The following is a 19,941-nucleotide window of genomic DNA, read 5'->3' on the forward strand; positions in this document are numbered from 1 at the left end:
GTCAGCGGTGGGTGGTAGGCATGGGCCCGTGGATACCGATGAGCCCCTCCTGCCCCCTGTCGTCGACGACCCTTCCCAGACCGCGTTCAGGCGCGGGTGCCAGGTCCTGGACCTGGGGGACGGGGAACGAGCCCGTGGCCTGTTCGAGGAGGCGGTGCGGGGTTCGGGCCCGCAGATGCTCTGGCGCGTGGCGGAGGCCACCCTGGAAACCCTCCAGAGCGCCTTCTGGATGGAGCGGGCCGTGGTCTCGGAGAGCGAACCCGGCGGCATCACGGTGGACCCGGGTGCACTGCGCATCCTGGGGGGCAACGGCGACAGGTTCCGGCAGCACTGGGAGATCGCCGTCGAGTCGACCGACCCGGCGGGCGCCATCGCGGCACTCACCGCCGCACGGCGCCGCCTGGCCTGCACGTTCGAGGACGGCCGCGAATTCCCGCCGGAGGAGGCCGAGGACGTCATGGTGGACACCGACCTCTACAGCCCGAACTACGTCGCCGTCGACGAAGAGGTTCCCTGCGTGCATCTGGACTGCAAGGGCGGGATGTTTCCGTACATGGCCCGCACCGCTCTGCGCATCGTGGCCGACGAACTGCGCAAGGCCGGAGTCCGACGGGCGCACCTGTTCACCCCTCCCGCGTCGTAGCCTTCAGAACCGCAAACTAGCCGTCTGATTGCGTTGTGTGACCGTTCGAGTGTGCGGTGTCTCCTGGCGGGCACATCACAGTCATGATCTCGGACATGCCCGAACGGTTGTGGAGCATGGTGCGCCCGCGCCGCGCACCCGTCTTCACCGCCGACTTCACCTCTCCCACCCAGTGGATCGCCGGCCGCTCGTGGGCGTATCCCGACGGCGGCCCGGTCAACCCGGGCGACAACAAGCTGGACCACCTCGTCGCCGACCCCGCCTACAGCCGCGGCGGGGTCTTCCGGGCGACGCCGCGCCCCGACGGCCACTGGGACTGCGGACTGCTCACCACCGAAGGCAGTGACGAGGGCTTCGCGGTGCGCACCGGCGACGTGCTGGAGGCCCGGGTGAAGCTCCCGGTGCGGCGGGGGGCCTGGCCCGCCATTTGGACCTGGCGCGACGGCGGCCAGGAGATCGACGTGTTCGAGTACCACCCCGACAACCCGGATCTGCTGGAACTCTCCAACCACGTCCGGGAGGCGCACCGCTACCACCGTGATCCGGTGATCCGGCCCGGAGCGTGGATCGACCTGAAGGTCGAGTTCGGGAAGGGCTCGGTCGTCTGGTGGGTCAACGGCGTGCGTGTCTTCAGCGACGGCAGGGGTGTGGGCCGCGGCTGGCACGCCTACCTCATCGTCAACCTCTCGGTCTCCGCGGGCAGGTACCACCCGGCGCCGGAGCCCGAGGTGCTGGAGCTGTCCTACGAGGTCTCGCACTTGCGGGTGTACCGGTCCGGGGTGACGCGCTCGCCGTAGCGGGCAGGCTGGGACCACGGGCGGTTGATGATCTCCGCTCCCAACCAGGTGAGTTGGCGGACCGTTTCCGGGAACGAGCCGTCGTAGCAGATGGCCAGGCACGCGGCCCGCGCCGGGGATGCCGAAGACATGGAGATCCGCGTCCTCCTGATCAGATCGGGGCGCCGTCGGTCAGTGAGGGCATGCCGTGCGGACGTAGGACCATGAGCGGGCCTTCCGGGGCCGCCACCATGGCGAAGGGGAACCGGTCCACCTCGAGGCAGAGCGCGACGTCATCGGGATGGACCCCCTGACGCACCCCCCGCGCCAGTTCGGCGGCGGCGCGCGACCCGGCAGCGCGGCGCAGGTATCCGGCGGCGTCCGTCCCGGCCCCGGTGACCCTCCGGGAGATGTACTGGGCGCACGCCAGATCCTCGTCGGCCCGGCCGTCCTCGCCGGTGATCACGAACGTGACGCCCTCACCCCCGCGCTCCCGCAGGAGCCGGGCCGTGGCCTCCGCCACCACGAAGCCCGCGCACAGCACCAGCGGCGCCTCCTTGACCGCGAGGGCACCGACCGTCCCCGCCGTGGTCTTCTGCACCACGGTCCGTCCGCCGAGGTCAACGGACCGCAGCAGGCCCGGCGAGTTGACGGCGTCGAACCCGGGCGCGGCCGGACCGTCCTTGAGCGCCACCCAATCCGGGTGGCGGGCCTTGAGGGCCAGGGCTTCGTCCAGGGACTCGGCGAGCACGATCTTCTCCGCCCCCCGGGCGAACGCCCAGGCGGCCACGGTGAAGGCACGCATGACGTCCACGACCACTGCCACGGAGGGGACTTCGGCCAGTTCGGCGATGCCGAGGAAACGAGCGTCCATGCGGGTCATGATCGCGCATGCGCCTGCGACACCTCCGACCGGGTCGCAGCCCCTCCGGCGACGTCAGGCGTAGCTGACGCTGACCTCCTGGAAGCCCAGGGAGTGGAGCAGGCCCTCCAGCATGGTGCTGGTGTTCTTCTCGGTGCGTTCGACGAGGCCGCTGTCGCGCGCCGCATCCGAGATGTGCTGAACGGCCAGGCGCTGTACGGCCTGTTCGCCGACCGGGTTGTCGGTGAACAGGTCGCCCAGCCGGTCCAGCAGTCCCCGCTGCTTGGACACGGCGTACGAGCGGTCCAGGTCGAGCGCCGCCGTCCCGAGAACGGCGTGGGGCAGGCGGAGCGAGACCTTGGTGCGCTCCTCGTTCACGGTGACGGCCTGCTCGCCGAGCCCGCCCAGGTCCACGTAGCCGCTGACGGAGCCCGCCCCGACGTAGAGGGTCCGGGTTCCGCGGATGGAGTCCGGCAGGAAGGCCGCGTCCTTCTCCAGGTCGACCACGACCTGGAAGTTGCCCGCGGCGCCCTCGTAACGGTGCATGTCCTGGATGGACTTGAGCAGCACCGGCCCCGAGCGGTCCACGCTGTCCTCGCGGAACAGGTCGCCGAAGCCGGGCAGCAGGCTGAAACGGCCCGCCAGCACCAGGGCGACCGCCAGCACCGACAGCCCGCCGAGGACCCGTCCCCACCACGGCAGTCGCCGCGGCTCGCTTCGCGGCGCGGACTTCCGCTCCGCGTCGTGCGCTGAGTTGTCCATGTCCTGCGGATGCCCGCCCCGCGCGGCGCCATTCCACATCCGGCCGGCGGCTCACCGTGCGGCGGTCGCCAGGTCGCCGGTCGCCGGGTCGCTGCCGCGCAAACGGGTGAAGTGCCGCCACGTCTGCGCTTCGTGATCGTTCCCAGGGCGAGTTCCTCCCAGGGGCATCGCCCCCGTTTCCCAGTGAAGGATTGCCTGAGCATGCTGAAGAAGATGATGGTCACCGCTGCCGCCACCGCCGCCGCGATCGGCGCGGGCGCCGCCGTGGCCGCCCCGGCCATGGCCATCGGCAACGACAACGGGATCAACTCCGTCAACGGCAACGGTGCCCAGCAGATCTACGGCAACCAGAAGACGACCGGCGCCCAGAGCCCGCAGCTCAGCCTGGTCCAGGGCACGCTGAACAAGGCCTGCATCGGCCTGCCGGCCAAGGTCAACGCCCAGTCCCTGGTGGCCATCATCGCCAACGTGGGCGTCCAGGACGTCAACGTCCTGGCCAACCCGCAGAACCAGCAGTGCGCCGAGAACTCCACCCAGGCCAAGGGTGACGAGCCGATCTCGCACGTCCTGGACAACATCCCGGTCCTGGCCGGCAACGTGTCCGCCGGAAGCTGACCCCACCCCGGGCCCTTCGGGGCCCGGGCCCGGTCGCGGACGCCCGCACGAGCGCCCGCGGCCGGAGCGGTGTTCGGCAAGCGGTGCCGGTTCACCCGCCCGGATCGCCGGGCCAGACATCCGGTCCGCCGCCGCGCCATTCGATCAGCAGCGGATCGTCCAGGCGGACGGTGTCCGGGTCCAGGCCCGCCCGCCGCAGGAACTCCAGCAGGTCCCCGGGGCCCAGTGCGCGGCCCAGGACCTGGCCCCCGCACCGGACGCGGCGCCCGCCCCCGGCATCCGGCGCATGGACGATCACCGGCGGGGACTCAGACGACTGGATCCCGTTCACCGCGACCCCACCTGCGAACCGGTCTCCGCGAACCCACCGCCGACGGCCCGGTCCGCCCCACCGCGGCCGGCTCCGCCGAGCCCCGCCGCCGCCTCGGCCGCCCGCCGGAGCTCCACCCGGCCCGCCGTGGACCACCCGGACCCTTCCCAGTACGGGTGCACATTGATCCGGCACGACAGCTCTATGAGCCTGCGCCGCAGCGCGGCCGTACCCAGGCGGGGCCGCCCGGCGAGGAGCCGGTAGGCGGCCGTCCACTCGTGCTGGAGTGCGATCAGATCGTCGGGGAAAGGGAAGAGCCTCATTCACTTATTCAATCAGGTGTTCGAATAAGTGCGCGAGTCGCGGTCACGGTGACCGCGTCGCCCCGGTCACCTCCATCCGGTGTCCTCCCGGGTCACCGGCAGGGAGGCCGTCAGCAGGAGCCGGGAACCGCGGGCGGTCGGACCAGGCCCTTCGCGCCCTACCACCGCACGCCGGCGCGCAGCTTGCTCCAGGTGTTGGCCCCTACCTCCCCGTCGACCGAGATCCTGGCCTTGCCCTGTACGGTGCGCACCGCGTCGTAGGTGGCCTGACCGAACTGTCCGTCCTCCGTCAGCCACGTCGGGTAGCTCGTGTTCTGGTTGATCAGGCACTGCACCTGCTTGATGCGCTTCACCGCGTCCGAACCGGTCTGGCCCGTCTTGGTGAGCGCGGTGCCGCTGTAGTAGTTGCAGGTGGTGGCAACGCTCTGGTCCGCGGCGGCCGCGGAGGCCGGACCGGCGGCGTTGGCGGCGCCGCCGAAGGCCAGTCCGCTGCCGAGGACGGCCGTGGCCACGGTCACCATGATCTGCTTGCGAAGGTTCATGCTGCATTCCTCCGTTGTCGACGACCGGGCATCCGGCCCGGTGTTCCCAGCGACTCTCCTGCGCCAACATCGGCGGCGTCCAGCAAGCCCGGAGACCGGGGTCAGCATGGGACGTCCCACCCCCTGACCTGCTGGGACGTCCTGCGCCGGGACGCTTTCGTGGGACGCCGACGACGAGCAGGGATCCCGCCAAGCCGCGCGCGGCACTGGCTAACCCGCGGGCGGCGGCCCGATGCTGGCCCCTGACCGAGGGGGAAATCAGTGGCGCGTTGGCAGGAACTGTCCGCCGGGCTCGACAGCAGGGAGCACCGGCTCGTCGCCGAGTTACGGCGACTGAAGGACCACAGCGGCCTGAGCCTGGCCGCTCTCGCCGGGAAGACCGGCTACAGCCGCTCCTCGTGGGAGCGGTACCTCAACGGGAAGCAACCCGTGCCCCGCGCGGCCGTCGAGGAACTGGCCCAGGTCTGCGGGGCGGACCCGACACGTCTGGTGGTGCTGCACGACGTCGCCGCACAGGCCCGGCAGCAGGCCCCGGCCGCGGCGGCGCCCGGCACGGAGCCGCCCCCGGAGCCAGCGGCCGGGCAGGCCCCGCGCACCGTCCCGCTCCGCACCGTCCCGCTCCGCGCCTTCCTCGCCGGGATCGCGGCAGCGGTGTTCGTGGCCTTCGGCGCGGGACTGCTGACCGGCGGGGCGTGGGCCGATGCCCGGCCGGCTGCCGAGGACGCCGGTACGTCCGGCTACCGGCGCGGAGTGGCGTACGGCTGCGAGATCAGCCGGGACCACGGCGAGCTGCGGGCCGGGCACAGCACCAACCGCGAGATCCTGCTCGACACCAACAGCACGGGCTTCGACGTCGTCGAAGTCCAGTGCCTGCTGCGCGAGCACGGCTTCGACCCGAAGACCACCGACGGACTGTACGGCCAGGACACCAAGTCGGCGGCGACCCGGTTCCAGGCGGCGCGCGGCCTGGTCGCGGACGGCATCGTCGGCCCGAAGACCTGGGCGGAGCTGCGCCGGTGACCCTGCCGGCGGAGTGCGGGCACCTGGCCGCCGAACTCAGGCGGCTCCGCCGACGGACGGGTCTGAGCCTCGCGGACCTCGGCCGGCGCACCCCGTACAGCAAATCCTCCTGGGAGCGCTACCTCAACGGCAAGCAGCCTCCGCCCCGGGGGGCGGTCGAGGCACTGTGCGCCATCGCGCGCGAGCACCCCGGCGGGCTGCTCGCGCTCTGGGAGCTCGCGGACACCGTCTGGAGCGGCCGGGCCGTCCCCGCGCCCGTCCCCGAACAACGCCCGGAGCAACGCCCCGAGCAACGCCCCGAACAACATCCTGAACCCGCCGCCGAGCACGCCCCCGTACCAGGAGGACGGCGCAGGCGGGTGGTCCTGACGGCCTCCGGGCTGGGCGGCCTCCTCATCGTGGCGGCCGTGAGCCTGCTCCTGCCCTGGCCGTCCGGACAGCGGCACGCCGACGACGCCGCGACGACGGAGATGCCGATCCGCAACCCCGGCTGCGCGGCAGCGACCTGCGCCGGGCAGGACCCGCTGCGCATGGGGTGCGGGGGCGCGGGCATGGTCACCAGCCTGCGCACCGACACGGGGCCAGGGTCCCGGCAACTGGAGCTGCGCTACGGGTCGTTGTGCCAGGCCGTGTGGGTGCGCGCGTCGGGCCTCCAGCCCGGCGACCGCGTGGAACTGTTCGTCCCGGGCGTCCCGGAGCCGCAGGAACTGCGGATGGGCGCCGTGGACGTCGGCAAGTACGTGGCAACCCCGATGGCCCCCGTACCGCAGGGAACCACCGGCACCCGCTCGTGCGTGACGCCGGGCGACCCGGCCGACGGGGACCGGGTCTGCTTCGGCTGATCCACGCATACGTCTGCGCGCCGAGCACCCGGTCGAAGTACCCGGGGCCGGTGTGGGACCGGACGCGGGCCGCGTCGGTGTAGCGCTGGGTCCGGGTCTGCCAGGCGTGGTGGCCGCTCATCCAGCTGCGCATGAGCCCGACGTCGGTGTCCAGTTCGGGCTGCCTCCCGCCGGACAGCCCCAACCGCGCACACCGGCCGGGTATCCGACCGGCTCCGTCGTCATCCGCCGCTGCCCCGCCAGATGTTGTCGAAGGCCGCGTCCTCGATGGCCCGGCGTTGCCTTACGGCCGACAGTTCCACCAACGCGTCGTTGACGGCGGCCAGCACCGTCGCGACGGCGTCGTCGGTCACGTCCGGCGAGTCTCCCGTCCTCTGCCCGCGGACCCCCACGGCCTCCGCGAGAGCGACGAGGACCGGTTCATCCGAGGTCCAGCGGTCCGCGGCCCGGCTGCGGGTGGGCGAATCGACCAGCACCAGCCGGCCTGCCCGGAAGGACACTCCGCGGCGGCGCTGCCGGGTGAGCTGCCCTTCGGCCTCGAGCGCGGCCTGGTAGCCCGCGGACAGTCCACGGCCCCTGCGCCACAGCCAGTCGGTGACCGACTCGTAGGGCGTCTCCCGTACGAGCGCCGCGGCGGCCTCGTCCAACAGGTGATCAGCCGGTGCGGACTGGTGGCCCGGCACGATGTGATCCCCGTCCAGCCCGATGGCCTCGGCTGAAAGGAGGTCGATCAACTCGGCCCCGGCGAGCGCGAGCGACAGGTCACCCTGTTCGACGGGGCCGCTGGACTCCATGTCCATGGCGACGATCAACAAGTCCCGCGGTGTTGTCATCAAGGGCTCCTCTTCAACCGTGCAGGAAGGTCGTCGGCCATTATCGATCGAGTCGGCCGCCCACGGGGCGGCGACCCAGCCCCGTCGCACACATCCGTCCGGATGCCCTGACTGCGCCTCCTGCCGGCGGGAGTACACCGGGAAGCGGTGATATTCCCGAATGAGGTCGCGGAAATACCCCGGAGCGCATTCGCGTCCGGGGTATTTCTCAAACCGGGAACCAACCCGGCCGCACTGTTCGCTTCATGGCAGTGGAACGTTCACCGAGAGGCCGGTCAGCCGTCGTACCACCCGTACTGGGTAATCGTCCCGTGACCGCTGCAGCTACCGCCGAAGTCCCAGAATCCCGGCCCCTGCAGCGGGCCGTGAATGTCCGTGCCATCGCTGCAGTGGGTCCACGCCCCGGTGCGTCCGTAGTCGACGGTGACGGTGGCGCGCCACGAAACGCCGTTGAAGGAGTAGGTGTTGAAGCCGTGGTTCGGGACGTGCATCGGGGTGATTCGCCCGGGTACGGGAGCGTCCCAGACGACGTGCTCCGTCACTTTCGTACCGGTCGGCGCGGGCGTCGCGGCCTGAGCCGTGCCGCCGAACGCGACGGTGCCGGCCAAGGCCGCGGCGCCGGCGAGCGCGAGGGTGATCGTCTTCTTGCTGCGCATGGACTGGTTCCCCCTTGCTTGGATTTGTTGTCCGCACGCTATTTCAGGTTCTTCAATTGGGTCAATGGCGTCTGACGGGCCTGAATTGGCCAAAGCGAACAGTCGGGTAAATGGAACCTGTTCTGTCAATGTCCGCCGATCAGTATTTCCCTGATGGGTGATGCGCCATGGTCATCGGGCCCCCGGGATCGGAACCCGCCGTCCGGGTCGCCGCGCGGACGGACGTTTTCCCCGCATGGCGCGGACCTGCTGGAACCACCGGAGGCGAGTCGGCCGCCGGACCTCCATGGGGCCGGTTCGGGGTGGTCAGGACCGGGCCGGGGCCGTACGCGGGGTGGCCGGGGGCCGGGTCAGCTGTCGGCCGGGCCGGGCAGCCGGCGGAGTTCGAGGAGAGCCACCGAGATCTTCACTGCGGTCGAGATCGTCAGGGCCTGCAGAAACGGCATGCCCATGAGCCACAGGGCCACCATCATCACCGTGAGTACCAAGAATGCCGGAACCAGATTGGTTCGCCTGATCACCGCCCGCAGGTGTCCGGCCGCGCTCCGACGCTGATCCACCGTACCGATGGGGCGCGCGGTGACGCCTTCCTCCCCGGCTTGCGGCATTGGCTGCTGCCCTTCCCTCGTATCCGGCTCCGGCTCCGGCCCTGGTTCCGGCTCCGGTTGCTCTGGCGACGAGTCTCGGGGGCGTCCTGGTGGACTGCCACTGCTGCCGCTCGTCCCCGCCGCCATCCGAGGTACAGGTTCACCTCCCCGGGTCAGGTGATCCGCCCTGCTCGGTCCGGCGGTCGGCCGAGCCGACCCGGACGTCTCGGATGTCTCAGATGTCGAGGAACCGAACGTCCTTGGCGTTGCGCTGGATGAAGGAGCGTCGGGCTTCGACGTCCTCGCCCATCAGCACCGAGAACAGGTCGTCGGCCTGTGCGGCGTCGTCCAGGGTGACCTGGCCGAGCACGCGGTGGTCGACGTCCATGGTGGTGATGCGCAGTTCCTCGGCGTTCATCTCGCCCAGACCCTTGAAGCGCTGGATGGAGTCTTCCCTGATCCGCTTGCCGTTCTGCTTGCCGAGCTCGACGAGTGCGTCGCGCTCGCGGTCGGAGTAGGCGTACTCGAAGTCGTCGCGGCCCCACTTGATCTTGTAGAGCGGGGGGCGCGAGAGGTAGACGTGACCGGCTTCGACCAGCGGCCGCATGAAGCGGAACAGGAAGGTCAGCAGCAGGGTGTTGATGTGCTGGCCGTCGACGTCGGCGTCCGCCATCAGGATGATCTTGTGATAGCGGAGCTTCTCGATGTCGAAGTCCTCGTGGACACCGGTACCGAAGGCGCTGATCAGTGCCTGGACCTCGGTGTTCTGGAGGATCTTGTCGATGCGCGCCTTCTCGACGTTCAGGATCTTGCCGCGGATGGGCAGGATGGCCTGGTACATCGGGTTGCGGCCGGACTTGGCGGAGCCGCCGGCCGAGTCGCCCTCGACGATGAAGATCTCGCACTTGGTCGGGTCGTTGGACTGGCAGTCCGAGAGCTTGCCCGGCAGCGAGGCGCTCTCCAGCAGGCCCTTGCGACGCGTCAGGTCACGGGCCTTGCGGGCCGCGACGCGCGCCGTGGCCGCCTGGATCGACTTGCGGATGATGTCCGCGGCCTCGTTCGGATTCCGGTCGAACCAGTCGTTGAGGTGCTCGTGCACGACCTTCTGCACGAAGGTCTTGGCCTCCGTGTTGCCCAGCTTGGTCTTGGTCTGGCCCTCGAACTGCGGCTCGCCCAGCTTCACCGAGATGATCGCCGTCAGACCCTCGCGGATGTCCTCGCCCGCAAGGTTGTCGTCCTTCTCGCGGAGCAGCTTCTTTTCGCGGGCGTACTTGTTGACCAGGGCGGTCAGGGCGGTGCGGAACCCTTCCTCGTGCGTGCCGCCGTCGTGGGTGCGGATGGCGTTGGCGAAGGAGTAGACGCCTTCGTTGTAGCCGGTGTTCCACTGCATGGCGATCTCGGCGGACAGGGTCCGTCCGGGGTCGGAGGCTCCGATCGAGATGACGGTGGGGTGGACGGTCTCGCCCTTGCGGGAGTTGAGGTAGGTGACGAAGTCGACGATGCCGCCCTCGTAGTGGTAAGTCACCTCGCGGGCCTGCCGGCCCGTGCCGCCGTCGGCCGAATCGGCGCTGGCGGTGGCTCGTGCCGAGGCGCGTTCGTCGGCGAGCGAGATGGTCAGACCCTTGTTGAGGAAGGCGACTTCCTGGAAGCGGCGGGAGAGGGTCTCGAAGGAGTAGTCGGTGGTCTCGAAGATGCCGTCATCGGCCCAGAAGGTGATGGTGGTGCCCGTGGCAGAGGTGGCTTCGTGCCGGGCCAGCGGGGCGGCGGGTGCGCCGTCCTTGAAGTCCTGGCTCCACCGGTGGCCGTCCCTGCGCACCTCGGCGGACACCCTCGTGGACAGGGCGTTGACGACGGAGAGGCCGACGCCGTGCAGGCCGCCGGAGACGGCGTAGCCGCCACTGCCGAACTTGCCGCCCGCGTGCAGCACGGTGAGGACGACCTCCAGGGCGGGCTTGCCCTGGGAGGCGACTAGGTCGATGGGGATGCCGCGGCCGTTGTCGGCGACGCGCACGCCGCCGTCGGCGAGGACGGTGACCCTGATGGTGTCGGCCACGCCGGCCAGTGCCTCGTCCACGGAGTTGTCGACCACTTCCTGCACCAGGTGGTGCAGGCCGCGCTCGCCGGTTGACCCGATGTACATGCCCGGCCGTTTGCGGACCGCGTCGAGCCCGTCGAGGACGCCGATGGAGTTGGCGTCGTAGGACGGCACCGGCGCCGGTACGCCCCCGTCGGACACGGTGGGAACGGCGGCAGGTGTCGGTCGGGTGGGGTTGCCGGGATCGGTCACGAAGGGCTCCTTCAGGGCAGCACAAGCCGCGCTCCCGCAGGGAGCGGCGTGTGGAGAGGGGATGGGCGCCGAGCAGCGCGGACTGGCCGGTGTCGGGCATGGCCGGCGCCCGACACCGGAGCCGGCGTCTGGGTTCATTCTATTTACCGCGAGCGCACACGTAAGGCCCCATCGCCCCTGCAGGCGGCCCAGTTGCCCGCCTGGGGCTTTAGGAGGGGGACTCCCCATCCCCCCCGAAGTGATGGTGTGTTCGTGCCTCAGATGTCCGTGTGTGGCCTCGGCGGGGCTTTGGGTGGGAGGGCTTACGGGGGCAATTTGGAGACTTGGTCAACGCCGGGTCCGAGCGGCTGGCGGGCGCCTCGTGCGGGCGCCTCGCGCAGGTGGCTGCGCCCGCCGCCGGACCCGGTGCGGTCGATCGGATGCCTTGACAGCCGAAGTGATTAGCCGCCATATTACTTCCATGACGAAGGACGGTGTCGACGGCGAGGTGCCCACGCTGGACCAGGCCAGGCGGCAGGTCGAGCACTACGGCCTGACGGCCGATCCGCAGGCGGTGCTGGTCGCGGTGCGGCTGATCTCGGCAGGTGCGAGGGTAGGCCGGGCGACCGAGGCGCACTTCGCCAGGTTCGGTCTGTCGACGGGGCGCTACCGCCTGCTCGCCGACCTCGAGGATCACGGAGGGGAGAAGTCCCCCTCGCGCCTCGCCGCCGACCTCGGCGTCTCCAGGGCGACGATCACGGGCCTGCTGGACGGCCTCGAACGCGAAGGGCTGATCGCCCGCCGTCCATCCGTGGAGGACGGGCGGGGGACCGTGGCCGTCCTGACCGCGCGCGGTGCGCAACGCCTGCGCGACATGGCACCCGAGCATTTCGGGCGGCTGGAGGCCATGGTGGGCGGGCTTTCAGCCGAGGAGCGCGCGGTGTTCCTGGATTTGCTCGCCCGCGTCGTCCGTGGCAGCGCGGCTCTGGCTGCTGACTGACCCGGTTCTCCGCTGTTCCGGCCCGGTTCTCTGTTGTTCCGGCCCCGCCCTCGAGGCAGGGCCCTTTTTGCGGGGTAATAGTTAGGCAACTAACCATATTGTGGAGCAGGCCTGCCGACATCCCCGCCCACACCCCTTCGCTCCCTCCCATCAGCGAGAAAGAGGCAGGCATGCGCGCAACGAAGGACAGAACCAACCGAAACCGGGCCGTCCCCCGGCCATCCAGGCCGTTCACCCTGTGGCGGGAGGTGCTGACGGCCTACGCCGCCCCCGCGCTGATGGCCGGCGCCGCCGGAGTCGCCACCGGCCAGCGGGACTTGGCCGTCGCCGCCTGCACCTCCATCGCCGGCACCTCGGCCGTGGTGGCGTTCCTCGTCGGTACCTGGCTGGTGCACGGCGGGCGGCCCCGACGCTGGACCACCACCATTCCGCGCGTCACCCTGACCGCCGCACTGGTCATCACCGCCGTCGGCGCGGCGGCCCTGCTGGGATGGTTCGCCGCCCAATGGCTACCCGCCCACACCCTCATACCGGCCGCCCCGTGGCTGGAGCGCCTGCGCATCGACCTGCCCGTCTCCGCGGCCCTCGCCACCACCATCGTCACCCTGCGCTGGCGCAGCACCGCCTCAGCACCCGCGGTATGAGGCACCCGCGGCATGACGCACCCGCGGCACAACCCACCCCGCCACAACCCACCCCGCCACAACCCACCCCGGCAGCACCCGCTGCCGGTACCTCGCCAAGGAATGAGCACACGATGATCGTTGTCATGGGAGCGACCGGAGCAACCGGGAACGCCCTGCTCCGCAGCCTCCTCACCCTCGACGGCGCCCCCGTCCGCGCACTGACCCGCACTCCGCACAGGCCGATCCCCGGTACGACCGGCGCACACCAACCGCCCCTCGAGGTCCAGTACGCCGATGCCGCCGACCCCCACTCCCTGCGCACCGCCTTCAAAGGGGCCAGCCGGCTCTTCCTGGCCATGGCCAACAGCCCCGCACAGGTCGAACTCGAATCCCGCGTCATCGACATCGCCGCCCACGCCGGCATCGGACACATCGTCAAGATCTCCGCACCCGCCGCCGAACCGGACTCCCCGGTCGCCATCTCCCGCGGACACCACGCCGTCGAGGAACACCTGAAGGCCAGCGGCCTCACCCACACCATCCTGCGCCCCTACGCATTCATGCAGAACCTCCTGCGCCTGGCCCCCACCCTCGCCCAGGGCGTCATCCTCGGGACGACCGGCGACGCCGCGTACAACCACATCGACTGCCGGGACATCGGCGACGTCGCCGCGGCCGCCCTCACCAGGCCCGACATCGCCGGCGGCACCTACACCCTGACCGGACCCGAAGCCGTTTCCTTCCCCGAACTCGCCACCCGGCTGACCTCCCTGACCGGCAAGCGGATCCGCTACGTCGACCTCACCCCGGACGAACTGCGCGACAACCTCATCCGCACCGCCCACATGCCCACCTGGCTCGCCGACCACGTCACGGAGATCCAGCAACTCGCCATCACCCGACCCGAGACCCCCACCACCACCGTCAGCGGCATCCTCGGCCGCGCGCCCCGCACCCTCGACGCCTTCCTGCGCGAGCACCACGCCCACTTCCGCCGGTAGGACACCGCCCCGGGCCTGCCAGGGGGCGTCGCGGTTCGGAGTCGTAGGGGCAGCCCGTGCGGTGCGCCCGGTCAGGGGGTGGTACGTGTCCGTGCGGGGCTGCACTCCACGATCATTCGTGCTGCGAGCAGCCTGCTGGGGTGGTCGCCGAGCAGCCTGGTGGTGATCAGGATCGCGTGGATGATGCTGACGCCGCCGTCCTTGAGGTGCTGCTGGACGGAGTCCATGTCGGCACTGGTGTTCAGCAGGCGCCTGCATTCATCGATCTGATCGCCGATCCGCCGGGCGAGTTCGGGGGTCAGTCCGCCGACGTTGGCGAGGAGTTCTTCCACGGTGGGGCTTGGCATGACCAGGATCCTCGCAGTGTCCCTCCGCCGCTCGCAGCCAGTTTTTGCCCCGGGTCGGCGATCGCGGCCCGCTCAGAACACGCAGCTCGCGGTGACGGGCGCACCGGCGCGCCGGGCGTCCATCCAGGTGATCGCGTCGTCCAGGGGGCCGTCGCTGATGGTGTGCCCCTGGTCGGCGTAGTACTTGAACTCCAGGTTCACGCCCTTGTCGCACAGTTCATGGGCCAGCGTCTGGTTCAGGTTGCTCAGCACATCGTTTCCGCCCTGCGGCAACAGCACCGGGACCTTGGTGGTGGCTTCGTTGCCGGCACTGGCCTTCAGGGCGGCGTTGAGCGGTCCCAGATCGGCGCCGGGTCGCAGGATGTCGGCGGCGGGCGGAATCTCGGTGTCGCCGGCGACGCAGCGCTCCGTCCAGATGCGGTCCGCGGCGGCCAGCGCCGCGGGGGTGAGGAGTTCGGCGGGCCTGACCGCCGGGTCGGCTGCCGAAGCCCCGTTGATGAGCAGCAGCAGCATCCCGGCGTAGGGGGTGGCCGTGGCGTTCTGCTGCGCGACCAGGGCGGGCATCCACTCGAATCCGACCGCCGGCGCATTGGCGACCACGCCCTTGAGGTCGATGTCGGGAGCGTACTCGGCGGCGTAGTGCGCGCTCCACAGCGCCGCGTGCCCACCCTGTGATCCGCCGTAGACGAGCGCCGTCGTGCCCGCCCCCGGGTCGATCCCGTGCGCGGCACGGAGGATGTCGAGAGTGGCGTACGCGGCGGACTTGCCGTTGAGGTACGGGTGCCTGACCCCGGTCACCCCCATGCCGATGTAGTCGGGCTGTACGACGACGAATCCGCGCGCGAGGAGTTTCGCGACCGGACTTGTGTCCTCCAGCCCCGCGAAGGCCGGCATGCGGGACGGGCCGCACGCCGAGCCGATGCCCATGGTGCCGTGGTCCACGGCGGCAACGGGCCGCCCCCCGGCGGGTGCGGGGCCGTCCGGAACGGTCACCAGCCCACTCGCCGGCACCGGCTTGCCGTCGGTCCCCGTGCTCAGGTACATCACCAGAAAGGTGTGCGACGGCAGGGTCAGGCTCGCCTCCGGCGGCGCGTACGGGCGTTGGCGGATCACCGTGCCGGGCTTGCCCGGGGGCAGCGGACGCGGCGGATCGTAGAACGCGTCGCCTTCGGGTACCGGCGTGGTCACGGCCCGCCCCTCCGGGACCCGGTCGTCGCCGGCCCGGCTGCAGCCTGACAGCGCCAGCACCGCGACCACCGCACAGGCGACGGCCCGGCAGGAAGCCCGGACCGGGCCCGTTCGGATGGTGCCGGGGAGGTGGCTGTCGAGCCGTGCGGCACGGTCCGGATCCATGCCCGAAACGCTAGTCGAGTTGACTTTCTCCGTCTACGCCGATGCCGTAAGGGAGTTCACCGTGCGAGTCGAGCCCCTGCCGGAGGGCGCCTTGGCGACGGCGCCGGTGTCACTGGTCCTGGATGCGGCGGAAGGGCCGGTCCGCTTCCAGCTCGAAGCCGATCTCCAGCAGCTTGCGTTCACCGCCGGGGCGGGCGGAGAACATGACGCCGATGGGCAGCGCGTCCGTCGTCGCGCTCGAGGAGGGCAGCGAGAGCGACGGGGTGCCGACGACGTTGTCGACCGGCGTGAACGCCACGTACGCGAGGATCCGCTCGATCAGCTTCGCGTAGGGAACGGTCGGGCTGAGGTGGCCGATCGGCGGCGTGGTCTGGGCGAGCACGGGCGTCAGTACGAGGTCGAGCCCGCGGAAGGCCGCCGCGTACGCCTCCCTCGTGCGCTTGAGCCGTCGCAGCACGCCGGGAGTCCGCCGCCAGTTCCGTACGTACTCCTCGCGCAGGCCCCGACTGAGGCCGTCCATGCGGTGCCGGTCGAAGTCCGCGCCGAGGGTCCGGCCCGTGACGCCGAGGAGGAAGGACAGCATCCCCCAGTACGTGAGGAAGTCGTCGGTGAAGCTCGGGTCCATGGCCAACTCCACCGGTTCCACGGTGTGTCCGAGCCGTTCCAGCGTCGCCACGGTCTCCGTGACCGCCGCCCGGGTGGCGGTGTCGGAGTGAACGCCGTTCGGGGAGTCCAGCATGAACCCGATGCGCAACCGCTGCCCCGAGGGGCCCTCGACCAGGCCGAGGGGCGGGAGTTCGGGACTCCGCCGGTACGTTTCGGCAGCGGCGAGGAACGCGGCGGCGTCCCGCACGGAACGGCTCACGATTCCGTCGGAGATGAGATCGATCGGCATTTGGCGGCCCAGCGCGCTCGCCACGACGCGGCCACGGGTCGGCTTGAGGCCCACGAGTCCACAGCAGGCCGCGGGTATCCGGATCGAGCCGCCACCGTCGTTGGCGTGCGCGATCGGCACGGCGCCGGCGGCGACCAGTGCCGCGCTGCCGCCCGACGAGCCGCCCGCCGAGTAGCCCGTGTTCCAGGGGTTGCGCACCGGCTCCGCACCCTCGTACTCGGTGGTCGGACTGAACCCGAACTCCGGCAGCCGGGTCTTGCCCAGCACCGTGACGCCGCTGCTGAGGAACTGCCTGGTGAAGGGTGCGTGCCGCCGGGCTGCCCGCGGCCGGAAGGCGGCGCTGCCGTGGCCCGTGGGGAGCCCCTGGTAGTCGGTGTTGTCCTTGACGAAGGTCGGCACCCCGTCGAAGGCCCCGCCCGTTCCGGCGGCGTGCGCCGGGCCGTCTACGTGCACCTGGACCGCGCCCAGCCGTGCGTCGACCGCCCGCACCCGCTCCGCGGCGTCCCGGGCGGCCTCGGCGGGGGAGACCTCGCCCCGCCGGATCGCCGCGGCGAGTCCGACGGCGTCGTGCTCGCCCAGGGCGTCGTCCCGGAAAGCGTGCACGATGGTCCGTTCGTCGTTGGTCGTCATCGCTGCCTCAGCCCCCGCCGTGTGAATGGTTGTTCGCCATCATTCCCTACCGTCAAGTAACACGCGAGGAATTCCTCGGCCGATTCGATGTCGCCGAGAGGGCACGCGGTCATGATCTCCAGCTGTCCTTCGCCGAGGATCCGGGCTGCCGGGTGAGGGTCTACCTCTACGGGTACTTCGGCGCTACGGACGACCTCAGGATGTGCCCCACGCGGGACCCGGACGCCGGCTGCCCCCTGGACGGCTACCTGAAGCGGGACGGGAGCGCCACCCGCTCCTGACGTCCGTCACCGCGGGCTGCCGCTGCCGCTGCCGCTGCCGGTGTCGGTCGCGGCGGCCCCCGGCCTCAGGACACGGCCGGGTTCCAGGCGAGGCGCGAGACGAGGCGCAACCGCATCTCTCCCGCGGCCTGGCGGATCTCCTCGGTCGGCCCCTGCCCCTCGAGGACACCGAGCAGGACCATCAGCGCCCCGGCCTCGTCCCTGCTGATCAGCTTCAGGCGAGGTTCGGTGACTCCGTCGAGCAGTACGTCCAGCAGTTCTTCCATGGGGGGATCAACGCCGCGCCGCCCGACCCGTCACTCCGGTTGCCCCGGCCGGGTGCCAGGGCTCCGGCCGGTGTGGGGCGAAGCGTCATTTATGATTCAGGGCGGCCGCGGGGCGGCGGCTCACCGCTGCTCGCGGCAACCGCGGGACGGTCAGTCCAACCGGTCGATGAGGGCGTCCTGTGTCGGGGCCCCGGTCCGGACGGGGACCACATGACGCCGATCACGAAGATCTTGGGGAATCGAGTGACCGCCGACACGCGTCCCAGTGGTGTGGGGTGCCCAGCCCACCCGTCCGCGAACAGAAGACCCCCAGGGAGAAGCGAGGAATGCCAGTGATCTGCGTCGGAGGCATGATCGGGATCGGCAAGACGAGCGTGGCCGAGATACTGGCCAAGGAGCTCGGCAGCGAAGTCTTCTACGAAAGCGTGGACGACAACCCGATCCTTCCGCTCTTCTACACGTCGAGCCCCGAGGAGATCCAGGCGAAGCGCTACCCCTTCCTGCTCCAGCTCTACTTCCTCCAGACGCGGTTCGCAGCGATCAAGGAGGCGTACAAGCAGGGCGACAACATCCTCGACCGGTCCATCTACGAGGACTGGTACTTCGCCAAGGTCAACCACGACCTGGGCCGGATCAGCTCCCTCGAGATGCGGGTGTACGAGGGGCTGCTCAACGAGATGATGCGCGAGATCGACGGCCTTCCGTACCGCAAGGCACCCGATCTCATGGTCTACCTCAAGGCGGACTTCGAGACCGTGCTGCATCGCATCGGGCTGCGGGGCCGCGATTTCGAGCAGGACGAGAGCCTGGTCGAGTACTACCGGGTGCTGTGGTCCGGCTACGACGACTGGGTGCACAAGCACTACTCGGCCAGCGACGTCCTCGTCGTCGACATGAACCACACGGATGTGGTGAACAACCCCGAGGACGCGGCCCGCGTGGCGCGGGAGGTCAAGGAGGCCCTGGCGGCCGGCGGACTCCGGGTCTGAAGGCGTGCGGGGGAGCGCTCCGCAGGGCGCGCTCCGCAGGGCGCGCTCCGCCACGGGGGCCGTTGACCGAAGCCCCGCATCGCCCACCGGCCGTGCATTGCAGTGGTGTTGCAGGTTCGTGGACATCCCGTCCGGGAGGTTCCCGGTGGCGGGGCCGGGCTTCTACGGTCCGTCGGGAATCACGACCAAGGAGTGTCCCGGAATGAGCCCCGCCAATTCCCCCGACCTGTCGAACGAGAGCCAGTACGACCGCACGCGGTTGCGGGAGTGGGCGCGCGGCCGCGCCCGTTCGGCGGGGGTGGACCGCCGTGACCTGCTTCGGCTGTTCGCCGCGGGGACCGCGGCCGGCGCCCTGGGCCTGGGCTCCGCGGGAACCGCCGAAGCCACCGCGGGCACCACGACGATCACGCCGGCTGACCCCCGGCCCGCCGCATCGCCGCCCGGGATCCTGAAGCCGCTGCCGCCCGAACTGTTCACCATCCGGGGCACCAACGCCGAGACGAACTTCGCCGCCCTGCACGGTACGGGGCAGCTGACCCCCCTCGACCGGTTCTTCGTCCGCAACCACACCTCCACACCGCGCCTCGACCCGCGGTCCTGGCAGCTGAAGGTGTGGGGCGACGCCCTGTCCAGGGGCCCGGTGGAGTTCTCCTACGACCAGCTGCGCGCACTGCCGGCGATCGAGCGGACGCTGTTCATCGAGTGCGCGGGCAACGGCCGGAGCTTCTACACCACGCAGCAGGGCCAGCAGGTGACCGGGACCGCCTGGACCCTCGGCGCGATCGGCACGGCCCACTGGCGCGGGGCCCGGCTGTCCGACGTGCTGCGCCGGGCCGGAGCGACCCGGGACGCGGTGGACGTACTGCCCCGGGGCCTGGACGACGAGGTGGTCACCAACGGGGTCAACCTGGGCCACGTGCGGCGCCCGCTGCCGGTCTCCAAGGCGCTGGACGACGTGATCCTCGCGTACGAGATGAACGGCGAGCCGCTGCCGCCCGACCACGGCGGTCCGGTCCGCGTGGTCGTACCGGACTGGATCGGGATCTCCTCGATCAAGTGGGTCGGGGACATCGAGGTGAGCGGGCAGCCGCTGTACACGCCGTGGAACACCGACCTGTACCGGCTGTTCGGCCCCGACCAGCCGCCGCAGGGCAGCGCTCCGCTGACCCGGCAGACCCTCAAGAGCGCCTTCGAGCTGGAGCTGGGGGCGACCGTACCGGCGCACCGTACGCGGCTGCTGACCGGCCGCTCCTGGTCGGGCGCGGCCCCCGTGCACCGGGTGGAGGTCAGCACCGACGGAGGTGCGCGGTGGCAGCGGGCCCGGCTGCACGACGTACCGCGCCGGGGCGCCTGGGTGCGCTGGTCACTGCCGTGGACACCCCGCACCGCGGGGGCCACCGCGCTCCTGGCGCGGGCCACGGACGCCACCGGGCGCACGCAGCCCGCGACGGCGGCCCTCAACACTCAGGGTTACCTCTTCGACGCCGTCGTGCGCCACCCGGTGACGGTGGTCTGA

The 19,941-nt window shown here is 70.8% G+C and carries 25 protein-coding genes; 11 read left to right on the top strand and 14 right to left on the bottom strand.

The window, feature by feature from the left end; genetic code table 11:
- The first annotated feature begins 28 nt into the window (after positions 1 to 28).
- Together OG904_RS32895 and OG904_RS32900 are read left to right on the top strand one after the other, a co-directional pair.
- On the top strand, positions 29 to 643 hold the full coding sequence (locus OG904_RS32895; RefSeq protein WP_405497335.1) for a hypothetical protein: 615 nt from the start codon (positions 29 to 31) through the stop codon (positions 641 to 643).
- A 95-nt stretch (positions 644 to 738) separates the two neighbouring features.
- Positions 739 to 1,440 (top strand): beta-glucanase, encoded by a 702-nt coding sequence (locus OG904_RS32900; RefSeq protein WP_405497337.1) that lies wholly within the window; start codon positions 739 to 741, stop codon positions 1,438 to 1,440.
- Here OG904_RS32900 and OG904_RS32905 read toward each other — a convergent pair.
- The 3 genes from OG904_RS32905 to OG904_RS32915 all read right to left on the bottom strand — a co-directional run bounded on the left by OG904_RS32905 (position 1,386) and on the right by OG904_RS32915 (position 3,043).
- Positions 1,386 to 1,571 carry a hypothetical protein gene (locus OG904_RS32905; protein ID WP_405497338.1) on the bottom strand — a complete coding sequence of 62 codons (186 nt, stop codon included), beginning with the start codon at positions 1,569 to 1,571 and terminating at the stop codon, positions 1,386 to 1,388. The genes OG904_RS32900 and OG904_RS32905 overlap by 55 nt on opposite strands.
- A 20-nt stretch (positions 1,572 to 1,591) precedes the next feature.
- Entirely contained in the window at positions 1,592 to 2,293 is a 702-nt protein-coding gene (locus OG904_RS32910) for a 2-phosphosulfolactate phosphatase (RefSeq protein ID WP_405497340.1), read from the bottom strand.
- Positions 2,294 to 2,356: 63 nt separating this feature from the next.
- Complete coding sequence (locus OG904_RS32915) at positions 2,357 to 3,043, bottom strand: DUF4230 domain-containing protein (RefSeq protein ID WP_405497342.1); 687 nt, start codon at positions 3,041 to 3,043, stop codon at positions 2,357 to 2,359.
- Between the two features lie 201 nt (positions 3,044 to 3,244).
- Between OG904_RS32915 and OG904_RS32920 the strand changes: the two genes are divergently transcribed.
- Complete coding sequence (locus tag OG904_RS32920; protein ID WP_405497344.1) at positions 3,245 to 3,658, top strand: rodlin; 414 nt, start codon at positions 3,245 to 3,247, stop codon at positions 3,656 to 3,658.
- A gap of 91 nt (positions 3,659 to 3,749) precedes the next feature.
- Here OG904_RS32920 and OG904_RS32925 read toward each other — a convergent pair whose 3' ends face one another.
- The 3 genes from OG904_RS32925 to OG904_RS32935 form a co-directional block, all read right to left on the bottom strand.
- A complete protein-coding gene (locus OG904_RS32925) occupies positions 3,750 to 3,989 on the bottom strand; it encodes a hypothetical protein (protein ID WP_405497346.1) in 240 nt (79 codons plus the stop codon).
- A complete protein-coding gene (locus OG904_RS32930) occupies positions 3,986 to 4,291 on the bottom strand; it encodes a hypothetical protein (protein WP_405497348.1) in 306 nt (101 codons plus the stop codon). Before OG904_RS32930 ends, OG904_RS32925 begins: the two co-directional genes overlap by 4 nt.
- A gap of 158 nt (positions 4,292 to 4,449) precedes the next feature.
- On the bottom strand, positions 4,450 to 4,833 hold the full coding sequence (locus OG904_RS32935; protein WP_405497350.1) for a peptidoglycan-binding protein: 384 nt from the start codon (positions 4,831 to 4,833) through the stop codon (positions 4,450 to 4,452).
- A 261-nt stretch (positions 4,834 to 5,094) separates the two neighbouring features.
- On the opposite strand from OG904_RS32935, the gene OG904_RS32940 reads away from it, so the two are divergent.
- Positions 5,095 to 5,853 carry a helix-turn-helix domain-containing protein gene (locus tag OG904_RS32940; RefSeq protein ID WP_405497352.1) on the top strand — a complete coding sequence of 253 codons (759 nt, stop codon included), beginning with the start codon at positions 5,095 to 5,097 and terminating at the stop codon, positions 5,851 to 5,853.
- Positions 5,850 to 6,695, top strand: a complete 846-nt coding sequence (locus OG904_RS32945; RefSeq protein WP_405497354.1) for a helix-turn-helix domain-containing protein — start codon at positions 5,850 to 5,852, stop codon at positions 6,693 to 6,695. Before OG904_RS32940 ends, OG904_RS32945 begins: the two co-directional genes overlap by 4 nt.
- Before the next feature lie 221 nt (positions 6,696 to 6,916).
- Here OG904_RS32945 and OG904_RS32950 read toward each other — a convergent pair whose 3' ends face one another.
- From OG904_RS32950 to gyrB, 4 genes are all read right to left on the bottom strand, one after another.
- The gene (locus tag OG904_RS32950) at positions 6,917 to 7,528 is read right to left on the bottom strand and encodes a GPP34 family phosphoprotein (RefSeq protein WP_405497356.1); all 612 of its coding nucleotides are present in this window, start codon (positions 7,526 to 7,528) and stop codon (positions 6,917 to 6,919) included.
- Positions 7,529 to 7,803: 275 nt separating this feature from the next.
- Complete coding sequence (locus OG904_RS32955) at positions 7,804 to 8,184, bottom strand: hypothetical protein (RefSeq protein ID WP_405497358.1); 381 nt, start codon at positions 8,182 to 8,184, stop codon at positions 7,804 to 7,806.
- Positions 8,185 to 8,534: 350 nt separating this feature from the next.
- Positions 8,535 to 8,792: a hypothetical protein gene (locus OG904_RS32960; protein ID WP_405497360.1), complete on the bottom strand. Its 258-nt coding sequence runs from the start codon at positions 8,790 to 8,792 to the stop codon at positions 8,535 to 8,537.
- Between the two features lie 214 nt (positions 8,793 to 9,006).
- Positions 9,007 to 11,058 (bottom strand): DNA topoisomerase (ATP-hydrolyzing) subunit B, encoded by a 2,052-nt coding sequence (gyrB, locus tag OG904_RS32965; RefSeq protein ID WP_405497362.1) that lies wholly within the window; start codon positions 11,056 to 11,058, stop codon positions 9,007 to 9,009.
- A gap of 460 nt (positions 11,059 to 11,518) precedes the next feature.
- On the opposite strand from gyrB, the gene OG904_RS32970 reads away from it, so the two are divergent.
- The 3 genes from OG904_RS32970 (at position 11,519) to OG904_RS32980 (ending at position 13,664) form a co-directional block, all read left to right on the top strand.
- A complete protein-coding gene (locus OG904_RS32970; protein WP_405497364.1) occupies positions 11,519 to 12,037 on the top strand; it encodes a MarR family winged helix-turn-helix transcriptional regulator in 519 nt (172 codons plus the stop codon).
- A 170-nt stretch (positions 12,038 to 12,207) separates the two neighbouring features.
- Positions 12,208 to 12,681: a hypothetical protein gene (locus tag OG904_RS32975; protein ID WP_405497366.1), complete on the top strand. Its 474-nt coding sequence runs from the start codon at positions 12,208 to 12,210 to the stop codon at positions 12,679 to 12,681.
- 113 nt (positions 12,682 to 12,794) lie between these two features.
- Positions 12,795 to 13,664 carry an NmrA family NAD(P)-binding protein gene (locus OG904_RS32980; protein ID WP_405497368.1) on the top strand — a complete coding sequence of 290 codons (870 nt, stop codon included), beginning with the start codon at positions 12,795 to 12,797 and terminating at the stop codon, positions 13,662 to 13,664.
- Positions 13,665 to 13,735: 71 nt separating this feature from the next.
- On the opposite strand, the gene OG904_RS32985 is transcribed toward OG904_RS32980, so the two are convergent.
- The 3 genes from OG904_RS32985 to OG904_RS32995 form a co-directional block, all read right to left on the bottom strand.
- Positions 13,736 to 14,011: a hypothetical protein gene (locus OG904_RS32985; RefSeq protein ID WP_405497370.1), complete on the bottom strand. Its 276-nt coding sequence runs from the start codon at positions 14,009 to 14,011 to the stop codon at positions 13,736 to 13,738.
- A 72-nt stretch (positions 14,012 to 14,083) separates the two neighbouring features.
- Positions 14,084 to 15,364: a lipase family protein gene (locus OG904_RS32990; protein ID WP_405497372.1), complete on the bottom strand. Its 1,281-nt coding sequence runs from the start codon at positions 15,362 to 15,364 to the stop codon at positions 14,084 to 14,086.
- 109 nt (positions 15,365 to 15,473) lie between these two features.
- Complete coding sequence (locus OG904_RS32995; RefSeq protein ID WP_405497374.1) at positions 15,474 to 16,889, bottom strand: amidase; 1,416 nt, start codon at positions 16,887 to 16,889, stop codon at positions 15,474 to 15,476.
- A 152-nt stretch (positions 16,890 to 17,041) separates the two neighbouring features.
- Between OG904_RS32995 and OG904_RS33000 the strand changes: the two genes are divergently transcribed.
- Complete coding sequence (locus OG904_RS33000; protein ID WP_405497376.1) at positions 17,042 to 17,170, top strand: hypothetical protein; 129 nt, start codon at positions 17,042 to 17,044, stop codon at positions 17,168 to 17,170.
- 65 nt (positions 17,171 to 17,235) lie between these two features.
- Here the strand turns inward: OG904_RS33000 and OG904_RS33005 are convergent, their stop codons facing one another.
- The gene (locus OG904_RS33005; RefSeq protein ID WP_405497378.1) at positions 17,236 to 17,436 is read right to left on the bottom strand and encodes a hypothetical protein; all 201 of its coding nucleotides are present in this window, start codon (positions 17,434 to 17,436) and stop codon (positions 17,236 to 17,238) included.
- 326 nt (positions 17,437 to 17,762) lie between these two features.
- Between OG904_RS33005 and OG904_RS33010 the strand changes: the two genes are divergently transcribed.
- Together OG904_RS33010 and OG904_RS33015 are read left to right on the top strand one after the other, a co-directional pair.
- On the top strand, positions 17,763 to 18,425 hold the full coding sequence (locus OG904_RS33010; RefSeq protein ID WP_405497380.1) for a deoxynucleoside kinase: 663 nt from the start codon (positions 17,763 to 17,765) through the stop codon (positions 18,423 to 18,425).
- A gap of 202 nt (positions 18,426 to 18,627) precedes the next feature.
- Entirely contained in the window at positions 18,628 to 19,941 is a 1,314-nt protein-coding gene (locus OG904_RS33015; protein ID WP_405497382.1) for a sulfite oxidase, read from the top strand.

The organism is Streptomyces sp. NBC_00096 (assembly GCF_045041305.1).
Taxonomy (GTDB): Bacteria; Actinomycetota; Actinomycetes; order Streptomycetales; family Streptomycetaceae; genus Streptomyces.

Bases quoted from the DNA above. Each gene is read 5' to 3' on its own strand.
- OG904_RS32900 (WP_405497337.1), top strand. From the start codon at position 739: ATGCCCGAACGGTTGTGGAGCATGGTGCGCCCGCGCCGCGCACCCGTC.
- OG904_RS32905 (WP_405497338.1), bottom strand. From the start codon at position 1,571: ATGTCTTCGGCATCCCCGGCGCGGGCCGCGTGCCTGGCCATCTGCTAC.
- OG904_RS32910 (WP_405497340.1), bottom strand. From the start codon at position 2,293: ATGGACGCTCGTTTCCTCGGCATCGCCGAACTGGCCGAAGTCCCCTCC.
- OG904_RS32915 (WP_405497342.1), bottom strand. From the start codon at position 3,043: ATGGACAACTCAGCGCACGACGCGGAGCGGAAGTCCGCGCCGCGAAGC.
- OG904_RS32920 (WP_405497344.1), top strand. From the start codon at position 3,245: ATGCTGAAGAAGATGATGGTCACCGCTGCCGCCACCGCCGCCGCGATC.
- OG904_RS32930 (WP_405497348.1), bottom strand. From the start codon at position 4,291: ATGAGGCTCTTCCCTTTCCCCGACGATCTGATCGCACTCCAGCACGAG.
- OG904_RS32935 (WP_405497350.1), bottom strand. From the start codon at position 4,833: ATGAACCTTCGCAAGCAGATCATGGTGACCGTGGCCACGGCCGTCCTC.
- OG904_RS32950 (WP_405497356.1), bottom strand. From the start codon at position 7,528: ATGACAACACCGCGGGACTTGTTGATCGTCGCCATGGACATGGAGTCC.
- OG904_RS32955 (WP_405497358.1), bottom strand. From the start codon at position 8,184: ATGCGCAGCAAGAAGACGATCACCCTCGCGCTCGCCGGCGCCGCGGCC.
- OG904_RS32960 (WP_405497360.1), bottom strand. From the start codon at position 8,792: ATGCCGCAAGCCGGGGAGGAAGGCGTCACCGCGCGCCCCATCGGTACG.
- OG904_RS32970 (WP_405497364.1), top strand. From the start codon at position 11,519: ATGACGAAGGACGGTGTCGACGGCGAGGTGCCCACGCTGGACCAGGCC.
- OG904_RS32975 (WP_405497366.1), top strand. From the start codon at position 12,208: ATGCGCGCAACGAAGGACAGAACCAACCGAAACCGGGCCGTCCCCCGG.
- OG904_RS32980 (WP_405497368.1), top strand. From the start codon at position 12,795: ATGATCGTTGTCATGGGAGCGACCGGAGCAACCGGGAACGCCCTGCTC.
- OG904_RS32985 (WP_405497370.1), bottom strand. From the start codon at position 14,011: ATGCCAAGCCCCACCGTGGAAGAACTCCTCGCCAACGTCGGCGGACTG.
- OG904_RS32990 (WP_405497372.1), bottom strand. From the start codon at position 15,364: ATGGATCCGGACCGTGCCGCACGGCTCGACAGCCACCTCCCCGGCACC.
- OG904_RS32995 (WP_405497374.1), bottom strand. From the start codon at position 16,889: ATGACGACCAACGACGAACGGACCATCGTGCACGCTTTCCGGGACGAC.
- OG904_RS33005 (WP_405497378.1), bottom strand. From the start codon at position 17,436: ATGGAAGAACTGCTGGACGTACTGCTCGACGGAGTCACCGAACCTCGC.
- OG904_RS33010 (WP_405497380.1), top strand. From the start codon at position 17,763: ATGCCAGTGATCTGCGTCGGAGGCATGATCGGGATCGGCAAGACGAGC.
- OG904_RS33015 (WP_405497382.1), top strand. From the start codon at position 18,628: ATGAGCCCCGCCAATTCCCCCGACCTGTCGAACGAGAGCCAGTACGAC.